At 68.8% G+C, this 14,862-nt stretch carries 15 protein-coding genes; 5 read left to right on the top strand and 10 right to left on the bottom strand.

All coding sequences use genetic code 11. The features are described from left to right. Positions 1-8 precede the first annotated feature (8 nt). The gene (locus tag BCR55_RS10515) at positions 9-893 is read left to right on the top strand and encodes a LysR family transcriptional regulator (RefSeq protein WP_053296896.1); all 885 of its coding nucleotides are present in this window, start codon (positions 9-11) and stop codon (positions 891-893) included. A gap of 13 nt (positions 894-906) precedes the next feature. Here BCR55_RS10515 and BCR55_RS10510 read toward each other — a convergent pair whose 3' ends face one another. From BCR55_RS10510 to BCR55_RS10475, 8 genes are all read right to left on the bottom strand, one after another. Further along, entirely contained in the window at positions 907-2,016 is a 1,110-nt protein-coding gene (locus tag BCR55_RS10510; RefSeq protein ID WP_006406461.1) for an ABC transporter ATP-binding protein, read from the bottom strand. 55 nt (positions 2,017-2,071) lie between these two features. Beyond that, positions 2,072-2,815: an HAD family hydrolase gene (locus BCR55_RS10505; protein ID WP_371492864.1), complete on the bottom strand. Its 744-nt coding sequence runs from the start codon at positions 2,813-2,815 to the stop codon at positions 2,072-2,074. Then, positions 2,812-3,663, bottom strand: a complete 852-nt coding sequence (locus BCR55_RS10500) for a carbohydrate ABC transporter permease (RefSeq protein WP_006406463.1) — start codon at positions 3,661-3,663, stop codon at positions 2,812-2,814. Before BCR55_RS10500 ends, BCR55_RS10505 begins: the two co-directional genes overlap by 4 nt. Beyond that, entirely contained in the window at positions 3,660-4,607 is a 948-nt protein-coding gene (locus BCR55_RS10495; protein ID WP_065494534.1) for a carbohydrate ABC transporter permease, read from the bottom strand. Before BCR55_RS10495 ends, BCR55_RS10500 begins: the two co-directional genes overlap by 4 nt. 100 nt (positions 4,608-4,707) lie before the next feature. Next, positions 4,708-6,033 (bottom strand): sugar ABC transporter substrate-binding protein, encoded by a 1,326-nt coding sequence (locus BCR55_RS10490; protein ID WP_006406465.1) that lies wholly within the window; start codon positions 6,031-6,033, stop codon positions 4,708-4,710. Positions 6,034-6,095: 62 nt separating this feature from the next. Beyond that, a complete protein-coding gene (locus BCR55_RS10485; RefSeq protein WP_065494533.1) occupies positions 6,096-7,436 on the bottom strand; it encodes a D-tagatose-bisphosphate aldolase, class II, non-catalytic subunit in 1,341 nt (446 codons plus the stop codon). Beyond that, positions 7,424-8,380, bottom strand: coding sequence for a sugar kinase (locus tag BCR55_RS10480; RefSeq protein ID WP_065494946.1), 957 nt, complete (start codon positions 8,378-8,380; stop codon positions 7,424-7,426). The genes BCR55_RS10485 and BCR55_RS10480 overlap by 13 nt, the downstream gene beginning before the upstream one ends. A gap of 93 nt (positions 8,381-8,473) precedes the next feature. Next, on the bottom strand, positions 8,474-9,250 hold the full coding sequence (locus BCR55_RS10475; protein ID WP_006406468.1) for an L-iditol 2-dehydrogenase: 777 nt from the start codon (positions 9,248-9,250) through the stop codon (positions 8,474-8,476). Positions 9,251-9,591: 341 nt separating this feature from the next. Between BCR55_RS10475 and BCR55_RS10470 the strand changes: the two genes are divergently transcribed. The 4 genes from BCR55_RS10470 to BCR55_RS10455 are packed head-to-tail and all read left to right on the top strand — an operon-like array spanning position 9,592 to position 12,699. Next, positions 9,592-10,053, top strand: coding sequence for a Fur family transcriptional regulator (locus BCR55_RS10470; RefSeq protein WP_006398440.1), 462 nt, complete (start codon positions 9,592-9,594; stop codon positions 10,051-10,053). A gap of 45 nt (positions 10,054-10,098) precedes the next feature. Next, a complete protein-coding gene (locus tag BCR55_RS10465; protein WP_006406469.1) occupies positions 10,099-11,040 on the top strand; it encodes a metal ABC transporter solute-binding protein in 942 nt (313 codons plus the stop codon). Next, positions 11,037-11,924, top strand: coding sequence for an ABC transporter ATP-binding protein (locus BCR55_RS10460; RefSeq protein WP_006410050.1), 888 nt, complete (start codon positions 11,037-11,039; stop codon positions 11,922-11,924). Before BCR55_RS10465 ends, BCR55_RS10460 begins: the two co-directional genes overlap by 4 nt. After that, positions 11,917-12,699, top strand: coding sequence for a metal ABC transporter permease (locus BCR55_RS10455; RefSeq protein ID WP_006406471.1), 783 nt, complete (start codon positions 11,917-11,919; stop codon positions 12,697-12,699). The genes BCR55_RS10460 and BCR55_RS10455 overlap by 8 nt, the downstream gene beginning before the upstream one ends. A gap of 138 nt (positions 12,700-12,837) precedes the next feature. On the opposite strand, the gene fghA is transcribed toward BCR55_RS10455, so the two are convergent. Both fghA and BCR55_RS10445 read right to left on the bottom strand, forming a co-directional pair. Further along, positions 12,838-13,686 (bottom strand): S-formylglutathione hydrolase, encoded by an 849-nt coding sequence (fghA, locus tag BCR55_RS10450; protein ID WP_053296887.1) that lies wholly within the window; start codon positions 13,684-13,686, stop codon positions 12,838-12,840. 16 nt (positions 13,687-13,702) lie between these two features. Continuing rightward, entirely contained in the window at positions 13,703-14,809 is a 1,107-nt protein-coding gene (locus tag BCR55_RS10445; protein WP_006406473.1) for an S-(hydroxymethyl)glutathione dehydrogenase/class III alcohol dehydrogenase, read from the bottom strand. Positions 14,810-14,862: the final 53 nt, after the last annotated feature.

Genomic DNA, 14,862 nt, shown 5'->3' with positions numbered 1-14,862 from the left:
GAACCTGCATGGAGAATCTGGGCGGCTTCTTCGTCTTCGTTCAAGTCGCGGAAACGCGCAGCTTCGTCGCGGCCGGCCGCGCGCTCGGGATCTCCGCGTCGGCGGTCGGCAAACGCATCGCGCGGCTCGAGGCGCGGCTCAACGTGCGGCTCTTTCATCGCAGCACGCGCAGCGTCACGCTGACGGCCGAAGGCGCGCGCTTTCTCGAACGATGCCGGCGCGTGATCGCCGAAATCGATGCGGCCGAGCGCGAGCTCACGCAAAGCGTCGAAGCGCCGCGCGGGCGGCTGCGCGTGAGCCTGCCGACGATCGGCACGCTGATGCTGCCGGTGCTCGCCGGCTTCATGAGCGCGTATCCGGAGATCGAACTGGATCTCGATTTCAGCGACCGGCTCGTCGATGTCGTCGACGAAGGCTTCGATGCGGTCGTACGCACCGGTCGCCCGGCCGATTCGCGGCTCTCGTCGCGGCTGCTCGGCCATTTCCGCCAGCATCTGGTCGCGTCGCCCGATTACCTCGAACGGCACGGCACGCCGCGCACGCCGGCCGATCTCGCTCGCCATCGCTGCCTGCACTACCGGTTTCCGGCCACCGGCAAGCTCGAGATCTGGCCGCTGCGAGTGCCGCGTTCGCACACGCCGCCGGACGTGCCCGTGTCGATGGTCAGCAACAACGCGGAAACGCGCCTCTGCTTCGCGTTGCGCGGGCTCGGCATCGCGTGCCTGCCCGAGTTCTTCGTGCGCGAGCCGATCGACGCCGGCACGCTGCGCACGGTGCTCGACGACTACGTCGCGAGCCGCACGCCGGTGTACGTGCTGTGGCCGTCAGGCCGCCATCCCACGCCGAAGCTGCGCGCGTTCGTCGACTACCTCGTCGAGCATCTGCAGCTGTGACGCGCGCCGCGCGTCACGCCGCCTTCGCATGCACGCCGAGCCGGCGGAACGCGTGGCCCTGCTCGTCGAACAGATGGCAGTGCTCGGCGTCGGCGTGCATGTGCAGCACTTCACCCGTGCGGTACGTGTCGAGCGGCGGAATCCGCGCGATCAGCCCGTCCGGTGCGACCGGCGATTCCGCGTACAGATAGGCGGCGTCGCCGAGCGATTCGACCGTCATCGTCTTCGCGGCGACGCCGTCAGCCGCCGCGCCGACCTTCAGATGCTCCGGCCGCACGCCGACCGTCACCGGCGCGCCGCGCTGCACGCCGGTCGCGTCGACCGCGACGCGCTGCGTATCGCCGCTGTCGAAGCGCACGAGCACGCCGCCCGCATCGGCGGCCTCGACCGTGCCCTTCAGGAAATTCATTTTCGGCGAGCCGATGAAGCCCGCGACGAACAGGTTCGCCGGCGCGTGATACAGCGCGTTCGGCGTGCCGACCTGCTGCACCGCGCCGCCCGACAGCACGACGATCTTGTCCGCGAGCGTCATCGCCTCGACCTGATCGTGCGTCACGTAGATCATCGTCGTCTTCAGCTCGTCGTGCAGCCGCGCGAACTCGAGCCGCATCTTCACGCGCAGCGCGGCGTCGAGGTTCGAGAGCGGCTCGTCGAACAGGAACACCTTCGGCTTGCGCGTGATCGCGCGGCCGATCGCGACGCGCTGCCGCTGCCCGCCCGACAGCTGCTTCGGCTTGCGGTCGAGCAGATGGTCGATGTGCAGGATCTTCGCGGCCTGCTTCACGGCCTGGTCGATCTCGGGCTTCTTCGCGCCCGCGAGCTTCAGCCCGAACGCCATGTTGTCGTACAGCGTCATGTGCGGATACAGCGCATACGACTGGAACACCATCGCGATCCCGCGCTTCGCGCTCGGCACATCGTTGACCTTCACGCCGTCGATCAGCAGGTCGCCGCTCGAAATGTCCTCGAGCCCGGCGATCATCCGCATCAGCGTCGACTTGCCGCAGCCGCTCGGGCCGACGAACACGACGAATTCGCCGTTGGCGATGTCGAGATTCACGTTGCGCAGCACTTCGTTGTCGTCGTAGCGCTTCGCGATATTGCGCAGGAGCACGCTTGCCATGGTCTGTCTCCGTTTCGTTCGTGATGCGCCGCGCAGAAACGCAGCGCGATCGTTGCTAGTTCGGCAGCACCGCGCCCGTCGCCTGCCAGCGCGCGACGTAGCCGGGCAGCTCGTGCATGTCGTCGAATACGTGGCGTGCGCCGATGCCGCGCAGCGCGTCGCTCTGCGCGGCCGGCGCATGCCCGCCGCCGACGAACGCGAGCACCGTCATGCCGGCCGCGGCGGCCGCGGTGATCCCGGTCGCGCTGTCCTCGACGACGAGGCACTGCGCGGGCGCGACACCGAGCGCGTGCGCGGCCGCGAGATAGACGTCGGGCGCGGGCTTCGGCCGCGCGACCGCATCCGCGCAGAACAGCCGGTCGCCGAAGAAGCGCGCGAGGCCCGTGCGCGCGAGCGCCGCTTCGACGTAGCCGCGATAGCTGTTGCTCGCGCAGGCCTTCGGCAGCTCGATCGCCGCGAGCGCCGCGTCGATGCCCTCGACCATCGGCGCATGCACGGCCGCCGCTTCGACGGCGCGGCGAATCGCGTCGACGTCGTCCGCCGACAGCGTGCGGCCGACCGCTTCGCTCGCGCCGGCCAGCACGCGCTCGATGCGCAGCCCGAGCAGCGGCATCACGGCCGGCCGCGCATCGACGCCCGGCCAGCGCGCCTCGAGCTCGCGCACGAGCACGTCGGCGGCGACGGCCTCGCTGTCGATCAGCACGCCGTCGCAGTCGCAGATCAGCACGCTTGCGCGTTCGTCGGCCAGGCCGCTGCCGGCCGCGCCTCTGCCGGCCGCACCTCTGCCGGCCGCGCTCACTTGACCGCTCCGAACGTGAGCCCGCGCACCAGCTGCTTCTGCGAGATCCAGCCGACGATCAGGATCGGCGCGACCGCGAGCAGCGATGCCGCGGACAGCTTCGCCCAGAACAGGCCCTCGGGGCTCGAGTACGACGCGATGAATACCGTCAGCGGCGCCGCATTCGAGCTCGACAGATTGATGCTCCAGAACGCCTCGTTCCACGACAGGATCACGAGCAGCAGCGCGGTCGACGCCAGCCCGGGCAGCGCCATCGGCATCAGCAGATAGACGATCTCCTGCCAGGTCGACGCGCCGTCGATGCGCCCCGCTTCGAGAATGTCCTTCGGAATCTCGTTGAAGTACGTGAAGGTCATCCACACGGCGATCGGCAGATTGATCAGCGTGTAGACGATCACGAGGCCCGACACCGTGTCGAGCAGCCCCGCGTTCTTCCAGAGCAGATAGATCGGCACGAGCACGCCGACCGACGGCATCATCTTCGTCGACAGCATCCAGAGCAGCACCTTCTGCGTGCGGCGGTTCGGAAAGAACGCCATCGCGTACGCGGCCGGCACCGCGAACAGCAGGCTGATCAGCGTGACGCCGGCCGAGATCAGCACCGAGTTCCACGCGAACGCGAAGTAGTTGCTGCGCGCGAATACCTCGCGGAAGCTGTCGAGCGTCGGCACGAAGAACAGCGTCGACGCGTAGGCCTGCTGCTCGGTCTTGAACGCGGTGATCGCCATCCAGAAGATCGGGAAGAACAGCAGCAGCGCGATCAGCCACGCGAGCGTGCCGGGCAGCGCGCGCCGCACGAGGTCGAACACGGCGGGTGCGCGCCGGTTTTCGAAAGTCAGGTCGCTCATTTCTCGTACTCCCCCTTCAGGTTGCGCGCGAGCATCCGCACGAGGAAGAACGACACGATGTTCGCGACCACCACGGCGATGATCCCGCCTGCGGACGCGAGGCCGACGTCGAACTGCTGCAGGCCGAGCGCATAGATCAGGTACGACAGGTTCGTGGTCGCGTCGCCGGGGCCGCCGCCCGTCGTCGTGTAGATCTCCGCGAAGATCGACAGCAGGAAGATCGTCTCCATCATCACGACGACCGCGATCGCGCGCTTCAGATGCGGCAGCGTGATGTAGAAGAACATCGCGATCGGGCCCGCGCCGTCGATGCGCGCGGCTTCCTTCTGCTCCTGGTCGAGCGACTGGATCGCGGTGAACAGGATCAGGAATGCGAACGGCAGCCACTGCCACGCGACGATCATGATCACGGCGGTCAGCGGATAGTCGGCGAACCAGTCGATCGGCTGCATGCCGAGCGCGCGCATCGCATTCGCGACGAGCCCGTACACGGGGTGCAGGATCATGTTCTTCCAGATCAGCGCGGAGACCGTCGGCATCACGAAGAACGGCGCGATCGCAAGCAGCCGCGCGATGCCCTGCCCGTAGAACTTGCGGTCGAACAGTACGGCCATCAGCACGCCGCCGATCACCGTGATCGCGAGCACCGCGCCGATCAGCACGAGCGTATGCCAGATCGCCGGCAGGAACGACGGATCGGTCGCGAGGAAGCGGTAGTTGTCGAACCCGGCGAAGCCCTTCACGTCGGGATTCAGCAGGTTGTAGCGCGAGAACGAATACCAGATCGTCATCGCGAGCGGAATCGACATCCACAGCAGCAGCACCGCGACGGACGGCGACACGAGCCAGCGCGCGCCGCCGCCGGCACGGCGCGCCGCGCCGGGCGACGACGACGCGTCGCCGACCGACGACGCGTGATTCAGGGGAAGACGCAAATGACGCATGATCGGAGTCCCTCCGGTTGAGACGCGGGCGCGAACGGCCGGCCCGCGTTGCCGCTTCGGCGAGGCGCGCCGCACGCATTCGCGCACGGCGCGCGTCGCGTTACTTCCTGTAGCCGGCCTGCCGCACGGCGCGGTCCGCGGCGGCCTGCCCGGCGGCGAGCGCCTGGTCGACCGTCATCTGCCCCGCGACCGCGCCGGCGATCGCTTGGCCGACCACGGTGCCGAACGACTGGAACTCGGGAATCCCGACGTACTGGACGCCCGTGTACGGCACCTTCTTCAGCGACGGATCGTTCGGATCGGCCGTCTCGATTGCCTTCAGCACGAAATCGGAGAACGGCGCGGCGGCCTTGTATTCGGCGCGCTGATAGGTCGACGCGCGCGTGCCCGGCGGCACCGACGCCCAGCCCTCGTCCTTGCCGACCATTTCGATGTACTGCTTCGACGTCGCCCACGCGACGAACTTGCGCGCGGCGTCCTGCTGCTTCGACGTCTTCGGGATCGCGAGCGCCCACGCCCACAGCCAGTGCGAGCCCTTCGGCGTGACGGCGACCGGCGCGGCCGCGAAGCCGATCTTGTCGGCGACCTGCGACTGCTGCTTGTTGTAGAGCATGCCGGCCGCGACCGTCGCGTCGATCCACATCGCGCACTTGCCGGACGCGGTCAGCGTCAGGTTCTCGTTGAAGCCGTTCGAGCTCGCCCCCGGCGGGCCGTCCTTCTTCAGCAGGTTCACGTAGAACGTGATGGCCTTCTTCCATTCCGGCGAGTTGATCTGCGCGTTCCACTTCTCGTCGAACCAGCGGCCGCCGAACGTGTTCACGACGGTCGACACGTAGGCCATGTTCTCGCCCCAGCCGGCCTTGCCGCGCAGGCAGATCCCGTAGATGCCCTTCGACTTGTCGGTCAGCTTGTCCGCGAATTCGGCGATCTGGTCGTAGGTCGGCTGGTCGGGCATCTTCAGCCCCTTCGCCGCGAACAGGTCCTTGCGGTAGAACGTCATCGAGCTCTCGACGTAGAACGGCAGCGCATACAGCTGGCCGTTGTACGACAGGCTGTCGCGCGCCGTCTTCACGATGTCGTTCAGGTCGTAGTCGGCCGGCAGCCCGGTGATCGGCGCGAGCCAGCCGCGCTTGCCCCACTGCGGCGTCTCGTAGGTGCCGATCGCCATCACGTCGAACTGCCCGCTGCCGGTCGTGATGTCGGTCGTCGCGCGCTGGCGCAGCACGTTCTCCTCGAGGATCACCCAGTTCAGCTTGATGTCCGGGTTCGCCTTCTCGAAGGCCGGCGACAGCTTCTTCAACTCGATCATGTCGGGGTTGTTCAGCGTCGCGATCGTCAGCGTGCCGGCGGACGCGGCGCATGCGGCCGTCGCGAACGCGGCGCCGGCGAAACGGCGTACGGCGGCGGCAAGCATCTTTCGTTGCATGGCATGTCTCCTTATGTCTGTGATTATCGAGGTCGGTGTTGCGTCGCTTCCTTCACGGCCCGTCACGCCGGCCGCTGCATCCCGCACGCGCGCGCATAGTGCGCGATCACGTCGCGTATCCGGTGGCGCACCCACGCGCGCGGCTCCTGTGCAAGCGCGCCCGCGCGGCATGCCGCGTAGACGTCCGGCAGCCATTGCGCGACGAGCGTCTCCGGCACCGGCTGCCGCGCGAGATTGCCGAACAGCCGCTCGACCGCCGCGGCAACGGTCGGCTGCAGCCAGTAGTAGCGGATGCGGTCGCTGTAGCTGAACTGGCGCGCCAGGCGCTGCTCCGCTTCGTCGCCACGGTAGTACGGCGCCCAGTGCTCGGGCTGCGCGCGCATCGCGTCGTCGACGACGTCTCGCAGGCGCGAGCGCTGCGCCGCGTCGTCGATCAGCGCGTCCTCGATGAAGCTCAGCGCGAACAGCGCCTCGCGCAGCGCGAACGTCAGCGCCGGCCCGACCTTCAGGATCGCGAAGTGGTCGCGCACGAGCGCCGCGAGCGCATGCTCGGTCTGGTAGTCGGTCGAGTGCGCCTCGAACACGAGGCGCGGCGTGCGCAGGATGCTCGCGCCGAGCGATGCGGCCTTCGCGCTGTCGTAGTCGAGCACGCGGCGATCGTCGAAGTCGACGCCCGGCTGCGCGACGATCGCGACGACGCGCATCCACGCATCGTCGAGACCGGCCGCGGCGAAGGCCGCGCGATGCGCGTCGAGCGTCGCGGCCACGCTGTCCGCACGCGTGACCGCGATGCGTGCGATCGCGTCGCCGCCCGATTCGCCGCCGGGCGTCGGCACCTCGGTGCCGATCACGTAGACGGGGGCGACGCCCGCCCGCGCGCCGGCTTCTTCGGCCGCGCGGCACAGCTGCACGGCGCGCGCGGCGATCGTGCGATCGTCGAGCGACGGCGGATCGTCCGCGCACGGCATGCTCGCGTCGAGATGGATCTTTTCGAATCCGGCCTCGACGTACGCGGCGACCATCGTGGCGGCCTCGCGCATCGCATCGGCCGCGCGCCGATGCCGCCACGGGTTCGGGCCCAGATGATCGCCGCCGAGCACGAGCGCCGACGGCGCGAGCCCGCACTGTGCGGCGATCGCGTCGACGTCGCGGCGGAAATCCGCAGGCGTCATGCCCGTGTAGCCGCCGACGTGGTTCACCTGGTTGCAGGTTGCTTCGATCAGCAGCGGCGAGCCGTCCGCGCGCGCGGCCTCGCACGCGGCTTCGAGCACGAGACGATGCGCGCTGCAGACCGCATAGATGCCGCGCTGCGCATCCGCGCGATTCGCATCGAAGATCATGCGCAGCACGGCCTGCGCGTGCGCGGCGTGCGCGCGTTCGACGGTCGTCGTCATACCGGACATCCGACACCCCGCTCGGTCAGAAAACGCGCGATCTCGGCCGCGTTGCTGTTGCCTTCCATCGGCCCGCGCCGCGTGACGGCGATTGCGCCGGCCGCGTTCGCGCGGCGCAGCGCCGCATCGAGCGGCACGCCGGCGACGAGGCTTGCGACCAGCGTGCCGCCGAAGCAGTCGCCGGCGCCGGTCGGATCGACTTCGTCGACCGCGTACGCCGGCGCCTCGACGCGATGCGCGCGCTCGAACGCGACGCTGCCGGCCGCGCCGCGCTTGAGCACGACGCGCTCGAGCAGCGGATGCGTCGCGAGCAATGCGGCGATCGCGCGTTCGGGCGGCTGCGGGCCGCAAAAGAACGGCAGATCGGCTTCGCTCGGCAGGAACAGATGGCATGCGGCCAGCATCTCGTCGAGCGCCGCGCGCATCGGCCGGAAACTCAGCATCTCGGGCCGCACGTTCGGATCGAACGACACCTTCGCGCCCACGCGCGCGGCCTCGATCACGCCGCGCCGCACGGCCGCGATCGCCGATTCGCCGGTCAGCGACGAGCCCATCACATGAAAGTAGCGGCAGCCGTCGAACATCGACGTGTCGACGTCGGACGCATCGAGGCACGCGGCCGCGCTCGTCGACAGCGTATAGACGAAGCTGCGCGAGCCGTCGTCGCGATACGCGACGAACGCGGTGCCGGTCGGACGCGCGACGCGGCGGATGCGCGCGACGTCGACACCGTCGTGCGCGAGCCGCGCGACGATCGCGTCGCCGAAGGCGTCGCGCCCGACGCAGCCCGCGTAGGCGACGCGTGCACCGAGGCGCGCGGCCTGATCGGCGAAGATGGCGGGCGCGCCGCTCGGGAACGGCCCGGCGAACAGCCCCGGCGTATCGAACGACCGACCGCGCTCGGTGGCGACGAATTCGGCGAGCAGTTCTCCCGCGACGACGATCTCGGCCATCATCCGCGCCCTCGTGCGGCGACGCGCGCGCACGGCGCGCTGCGCGGATGTTCGGCAGCAGGCCGGCGGACGGCGCAGGCGAGCGGCTTCATGTCAGCTCATCCAGTTGCCGCCGTCGACGTTCAGCGTCTGGGCGGTGATGTAGTCGGCATCGGCCGACGCGAGAAACAGCGCGGCGCCGGTCAGATCGGCCGGCACGCCCATGCGGCCGAGCGGCACCGCCTCGCCGACGAGCCGCTTCTTTTCGCCGAGCGGCCGGTTCTCGTAGCGCGCGAACAGTGCGTCGACCTGCTCCCACATCGGCGTGTCGACGACGCCCGGCGCGATGCCGTTGACGTTGATCCGGTGCGGCGCCAGTGCGAGCGCGGCCGACTGCGTATAGCTGATCACGGCCGCCTTCGTCGCGCAGTAGTGCGAGACGAGCGCCTCGCCGCGACGGCCGGCCTGCGACGACATGTTGACGATCTTGCCGCCGCGCCCCTGCTCGACCATCCGCTGCGCGACCGCCTGCATCAGGAAGAACATGCCCTTCACGTTGACCGCGAACAGCCGGTCGAACACGTCCCACGATTCGTCGAGGAGCGGGCGCATGTCGAACAGCGCCGCGTTGTTGAACAGGATGTCGACGCCGCCGAACCGCTCGACCGCGGTCGCGACGATGCGCTCGATGTCGTCGCGGCGCGTGACGTCCGCGGTGACGGCCGCCGCGCGGCCGGGATGCGCTTCGATGAGCCGTGCGAGCGAGCCGCCGGCCGGTTTCACGTCGACGAGCACGCAGCGCGCGCCTTCGTCCAGATAGCGTTGCGCGACCGCTTCGCCGATGCCGCTGGCGGCGCCCGTCAGGATCGCGACCTTGTCTTCCAGTCTCACGGGTTGTCTCCGGTTCGTTCTGCTGTACGACGGCCGCGAAGTGAGCGAACGCTCGCGACCCGAACAATTGCTCTGTTAGTGGTCGAATGATCGGATACGCGATTCGCTCTGTCAAGGCGGAACGACAGCTTTCGATGATGCGCCGCCGCACGGCGGTGTGCGGCCGCGGTACGGCGATGGAGGCGGAATAACGCGGGTGACGCGTCGATGCGGTGCGGCGGGCGTGACGGAAACGACGCCGGATGGCGCGCGGAAGCAGAAACGGGGCGGAAATCGGCGCTGCACGGCGGCGCGATACGTTATATCATCGCCATACTCAGTTTCATCGCCTGCTTGATGCCATGGCTACCTCCTCCTCCCTCGCCGCCCGGCTGTCCCGGGCCGACGCATTCGCCGCCGAGCACGGGCTCGCCTGGACGCCGCTGCGCCGCCAGGTCTACGAGCGCGTGCTCGCCGCGCAGCGTCCGATCGGCGCATACGATCTGCTCGCCGAACTCGAGCCGACGCGCGGCCGCGTGCCGCCCACGACCGTCTACCGCGCGCTCGACTTCCTCGTCGAGCACGGCTTCATCCATCGCATCGAGTCGAAAAACGCGTTCTTCGCGTGCTGCGAAATCGGCGTGCCGCACGAAGGCCAGTTCCTGATCTGCGACGCGTGCGGCGACACCGTCGAGATTCCCGGCGGCGAGCTCGCGAAGCAGCTGTCGTCGACCGAGCCCGCGCACGGTTTCGAGGTTCATCACCAGGTCGTCGAGCTGAGCGGCCTGTGCGGCCACTGCAAGCGCAAGCCCGCCCAGCGCTGACGTCGATCGCGCGGCGCATGCGCCGCCCTTCCAACGAGGAGTTCCATGTCTATTGCCCTGAAGCGCGCGCCGCTGCGCGCCCTGTCGCCCGTTCGTCGTTCCCCCGCGTCGCGCGCGCTGCGCTGGCTCGCCGCCGGCGTCGCCGCGCTGTCGCTCGCGGCGCCCGCGCTCGCGCAGGCCGCGCCCGTCAATGTCGTCGCCGCGGAGAATTTCTACGGCGACGTCGTCACGCAGATCGGCGGCAGCCACGTCGCGGTCACGAGCATCCTCAGCAATCCCGATCAGGATCCGCACCTGTTCGAGGCAAGCCCGAAGACGGCCCGCGCGCTGCAGCACGCGCAGCTCGTGATCTACAACGGCGCCGCCTACGATCCGTGGATGGGCAAGCTGCTCGGCGCATCGAAACAAGCGAAGCGCGCGACGATCGTCGTCGCCGACCTGGTCGGCAAGAAGGCCGGCGACAACCCGCACCTCTGGTACGACCCGGCGACGATGCCGGCCGCCGCGCGCGCGATCGCGGCCGAGCTCGGCCGCGTCGATCCGGCCAACAAGGCCGACTACGACGCGAACCTGCAGAAGTTCATCGCATCGCTGAAGTCCGTCGACGACAAGATCGCCGCGCTGCGCGCGCAGTACAAGGGCGTGCCCGTGACGGCCACCGAGCCCGTGTTCGGCTACATGGCCGACGCGATCGGCCTCGAGATGCGCAACCAGCGCTTCCAGCTCGCGACGATGAACGACACCGAGGCGAGCGCACAGGACGTCGCCGCATTCGAGAAGGATCTGCGCGACAAGCGCGTTCGCGTGCTGATCTACAACAGCCAGGCCGAGGAAGCGATGACCAAGCGGATGCTGAAGATCGCGCACGACAGCGGCGTGCCGACGGTCAGCGTCACCGAGACGCAGCCGGCCGGCAAGACCTTCCAGCAATGGATGGCCGCGCAGCTCGACGCGCTCGGCCATGCGCTTTCCACCGGCAAGCCATGACACCGACCCCCCACGCACTCGCGCTCGATCGCGTCACGCTCGAACTGGGCGGACGCACGATCCTGCGCGATGTCAGCTTCTCGATCGAACCGGGCGAATTCGTCGGCGTGCTCGGGCCGAACGGCGCGGGCAAGACGACGCTGATGCGCGCCGTGCTCGGGCTCGTGCCCGTCGCCGGCGGCACGCTGTCGGTCGGCGGCCTGCCGGTCGCGCGCGGCAACGCGTCGATCGGCTATATGCCGCAGATCCGCAGCGGCCTCGCGAACCGCCGGATGCGCGGCTACGACTTCGTCGCGATGGCCGCCGACGGTCATCGCTGGGGGCTGCCGCACACGAGCGCCGCGACGCGGCGCGACGTCGACCGCGTGCTCGATCTGGTCGGCGGCCGCGCGCTGTCGCACCGGCCGCTGTCGGAACTGTCGGGCGGCGAGCGCCAGCGCCTGCTGCTCGCGCAATGCCTGCTCGGCAATCCGAAGCTGCTGCTGCTCGACGAGCCGCTGATCAGCCTCGATCCGAACCACCAGCGCGGCGTCGTCGAACTCGTGCGCAAGGTCCAGCGCGAGCTCGGCATCACCGTGCTGTTCTCTGCGCACGAACTGAACCCGCTGCTCAACGCGCTCGACCGCGTGCTGTATCTCGGCAACGGCGTCGCGGCGCTCGGCACCGTCGACGAGGTGATCACGAAGCCCGTGCTGTCGCGCCTCTACGGATCGCCGATCGACGTGATGCGCGTGAACGGCAAGATCTTCGTGATGTCGGGCGACGTCGAGATCGAGAAGCACGACCACGAACACGAGGACGACGGCGGCCATGCGCACGGCAGCGGCCACGCTCATCACGCTCATCACGGACACGCGCACCCCGGGCATTCGCACGATGTTTGAATACGATTTCATGATCAACGCCTTCGCGGCGTCGGGGATCGTCGCGGTGCTCGCGGGCATCGTCGGCTACTTCCTCGTGCTGCGCGGGCAGACCTTCGCCGGCCACGCGCTGTCGCACGTCGGCTTCACCGGCGCGACGGGCGCCGTGCTGTTCGGCATCTCGCCGATCTGGGGCATGGTCGGCTTCACGCTCGCGACCGGCATCGCGATGGGCGCGCTCGGCGAGCGGCTCGCGGGCCGCGACGTCGCAATCGGCGTGATCCTGTCGGGTGCGCTCGGCTTCGGCCTGCTGTTCCTGCATTTCTACACGTCGTTCGCGACGCAGGTCACGGCGCTGCTGTTCGGCAACGTGCTCGCGGTCAGCCACGACACGCTCGCCGTGCTCGCCGGCATCGGCGCGGTGAGCCTCGTCGCGCTCGCCCTGATCGCGCGGCCGCTGCTGTTCGCGTCGCTGCAGCCGGAGCTGGCCGAAGCGAAGGGCGTGTCGCTGCGCACGGTGTCGGTGCTGTTCCTTGCGGTGTGCGCGCTCGCGGTCGCTGCCGCGACGCAGATCGTCGGCGTGCTGCTCGTGTTCACGCTGCTCGTCGGCCCGGCCGCCGCTGCGCAAAACGTGTCGACGCGCCTGTCGACCGGCGTGCTGCTCGCCGCGCTCTTCGCGCTGCTCGAAGCGTGGCTCGGCATCGTGCTCGCGTATCACACCGACTGGCCGACGAGCTTCTGGATCACCGCGCTGTCGGGGCTCGTGTACGGCGCGAGCCTGTTGCGGCGGCGCTGAACTGCACCGGCCTGCGTGGCGGCGGCCCGTCGAGGCAAACAAACAAAAAACGCCGGCATGCCCGAAGGCAGTGCCGGCGTTTTTTTATCGGCGCCGCGTCGCGCGACGCGACGTGCCACGTACGTGACACGCCGCGGCTCAGCGCATCAGCACACGTGCGTGATGCGCGATGTGATCGGCGATGAACGTGGAGATGAAGTAATACCCGTGGTCGTAGCCGGGATGGCGGCGCAGCGTGAGCGGCTGGCCGGCCTTCGCGCACGCGGCTTCGAATACGTCGGGGTTCAGCTGGTTCGCGAGGAACTGATCGGCGAGGCCCTGGTCGACGAGGATGCCGTCCGCGAATTTCGGCGCATCCGCACGCGCGACGAGCTCGCTCGCGTCGTGCTGCTTCCACGCTTCGCGATCCGCGCCGAGGTAGCCCGAGAACGCCTTCTCGCCCCACGGGCAGCGCGTCGGCGCCGCGATCGGCGCGAACGCCGACACCGACCGGTACAGGTCCGGATGACGCAGCGCGAGCGTCAGCGCGCCGTGCCCGCCCATCGAGTGGCCGAAGATGCCGAGCCGCGCGCCGTCGATCGGCAGCTCGGCCGTGACGATCTCGCGCAGCTCGCGCGTCACGTAGGTCTCCATCCGGTAATGCGTGGACCACGGCGCTTCGGTCGCATCGACGTAGAAGCCTGCGCCGACGCCGAAATCCCACGCATCGGCTTCGCCCGGCACGCCCGCACCGCGCGGGCTCGTGTCGGGCGCGACGAGCGCGAGACCGTGCTGCGCCGCATACTGCTGCGCGCCGGCCTTGATCGCGAACGTCTCCTCCGTGCAGGTGAGCCCGGCGAGATAGAACAGCGCCGGCACGCGACCGTGTGCGGCCTGCGGCGGCAAATAGACGGAGAACTTCATCGGCAGGCCGATCGTCGTCGAATCGTGACGATAGAAGCGCTGCTCGCCTCCGTGGCACGCATGCGATGAAACGAGTTCGAGCATGATCGCGCTCCGTCGGTCAGTACAGCACGACCGAGCGGATCGACTCGCCCTTCTTCATCAGGTCGAAGCCTTCGTTGATCCGCTCGAGCGGCAGCGTGTGCGTGATCAGGTCGTCGATGTTGATCTTGCCTTCCATGTACCAGTCGACGATCTTCGGCACGTCGGTGCGGCCGCGCGCGCCGCCGAACGCGGAGCCCTTCCATTCGCGGCCCGTCACGAGCTGGAACGGACGCGTACTGATCTCTTCGCCGGCCGCGGCCACGCCGATGATGAACGACTGGCCCCAGCCCTTGTGCGTGCACTCGAGCGCCTGGCGCATCAGCTTCACGTTGCCGACGCATTCGAACGAGTAGTCGGCGCCGCCGTCGGTCAGCTGCACGATATGGTCGACGACGTTCTCGACTTCGTTCGGGTTGATGAAATGCGTCATGCCGAACTTCTTCGCGAGCTCGACGCGCTTCGGATTGATGTCGACGCCGATGATCTTGTCCGCGCCGACCATCTTCGCACCCTGGATCACGTTCAGCCCGATCCCGCCGAGACCGAACACGACGACGTTCGCGCCGGCCTCGACCTTCGCCGAGTAGACCACCGCGCCGACGCCCGTCGTCACGCCGCAGCCGATGTAGCAGATCTTGTCGAACGGCGCATCCTCGCGCACCTTCGCCACCGCGATCTCCGGCACGACGATGTAGTTCGAGAACGTCGAGGTGCCCATGTAGTGGAACAGCGGCTTGCCGTCGAGCGAGAAGCGCGAGGTCGCGTCGGGCATCAGGCCCTTGCCCTGCGTCGCGCGGATCTTCTGGCACAGGTTGGTCTTGCGCGACAGGCAGAACTTGCACTCGCGGCATTCGGGCGTGTAGAGCGGAATCACGTGATCGCCCTTGCGCACCGTGCCGACGCCCGGCCCGACGTCGACGACGACGCCCGCGCCTTCATGGCCGAGGATCGCCGGGAAGATGCCTTCCGGATCGGCGCCCGACAGCGTGTAGTAGTCGGTGTGGCAGATGCCGGTCGCCTTCACCTCGATCAGCACTTCGCCCGCGCGCGGGCCTTCGAGATCGACTTCCTCGATCGTCAGCGGCGCGCCCGCCTTCCATGCAATCGCTGCTTTCGTCTTCATCGTGTGACTCCTTGTTGAATGTCGGTCCGGCGCGGCGCGGCGCCGCGTCGACT

This window comes from Burkholderia sp. CCA53 (genome assembly GCF_001685525.1).
Lineage (GTDB): Bacteria > Pseudomonadota > Gammaproteobacteria > Burkholderiales > Burkholderiaceae > Burkholderia > Burkholderia multivorans.
This window is presented reverse-complemented; position numbering and strand designations above follow the sequence as displayed.

Excerpts from the sequence above, each read along its gene's own strand:
- fghA (WP_053296887.1), bottom strand. The coding sequence starts at position 13,686 with ATGCTCGAACTCGTTTCATCGCATGCGTGCCACGGAGGCGAGCAGCGC.
- BCR55_RS10445 (WP_006406473.1), bottom strand. The coding sequence starts at position 14,809 with ATGAAGACGAAAGCAGCGATTGCATGGAAGGCGGGCGCGCCGCTGACG.
- BCR55_RS10500 (WP_006406463.1), bottom strand. The coding sequence starts at position 3,663 with ATGAGCGACCTGACTTTCGAAAACCGGCGCGCACCCGCCGTGTTCGAC.
- BCR55_RS10460 (WP_006410050.1), top strand. The coding sequence starts at position 11,037 with ATGACACCGACCCCCCACGCACTCGCGCTCGATCGCGTCACGCTCGAA.
- BCR55_RS10470 (WP_006398440.1), top strand. The coding sequence starts at position 9,592 with ATGGCTACCTCCTCCTCCCTCGCCGCCCGGCTGTCCCGGGCCGACGCA.
- BCR55_RS10490 (WP_006406465.1), bottom strand. The coding sequence starts at position 6,033 with ATGCAACGAAAGATGCTTGCCGCCGCCGTACGCCGTTTCGCCGGCGCC.
- BCR55_RS10465 (WP_006406469.1), top strand. The coding sequence starts at position 10,099 with ATGTCTATTGCCCTGAAGCGCGCGCCGCTGCGCGCCCTGTCGCCCGTT.
- BCR55_RS10495 (WP_065494534.1), bottom strand. The coding sequence starts at position 4,607 with ATGCGTCATTTGCGTCTTCCCCTGAATCACGCGTCGTCGGTCGGCGAC.
- BCR55_RS10515 (WP_053296896.1), top strand. The coding sequence starts at position 9 with ATGGAGAATCTGGGCGGCTTCTTCGTCTTCGTTCAAGTCGCGGAAACG.
- BCR55_RS10510 (WP_006406461.1), bottom strand. The coding sequence starts at position 2,016 with ATGGCAAGCGTGCTCCTGCGCAATATCGCGAAGCGCTACGACGACAAC.
- BCR55_RS10455 (WP_006406471.1), top strand. The coding sequence starts at position 11,917 with ATGTTTGAATACGATTTCATGATCAACGCCTTCGCGGCGTCGGGGATC.
- BCR55_RS10485 (WP_065494533.1), bottom strand. The coding sequence starts at position 7,436 with ATGTCCGGTATGACGACGACCGTCGAACGCGCGCACGCCGCGCACGCG.
- BCR55_RS10480 (WP_065494946.1), bottom strand. The coding sequence starts at position 8,380 with ATGGCCGAGATCGTCGTCGCGGGAGAACTGCTCGCCGAATTCGTCGCC.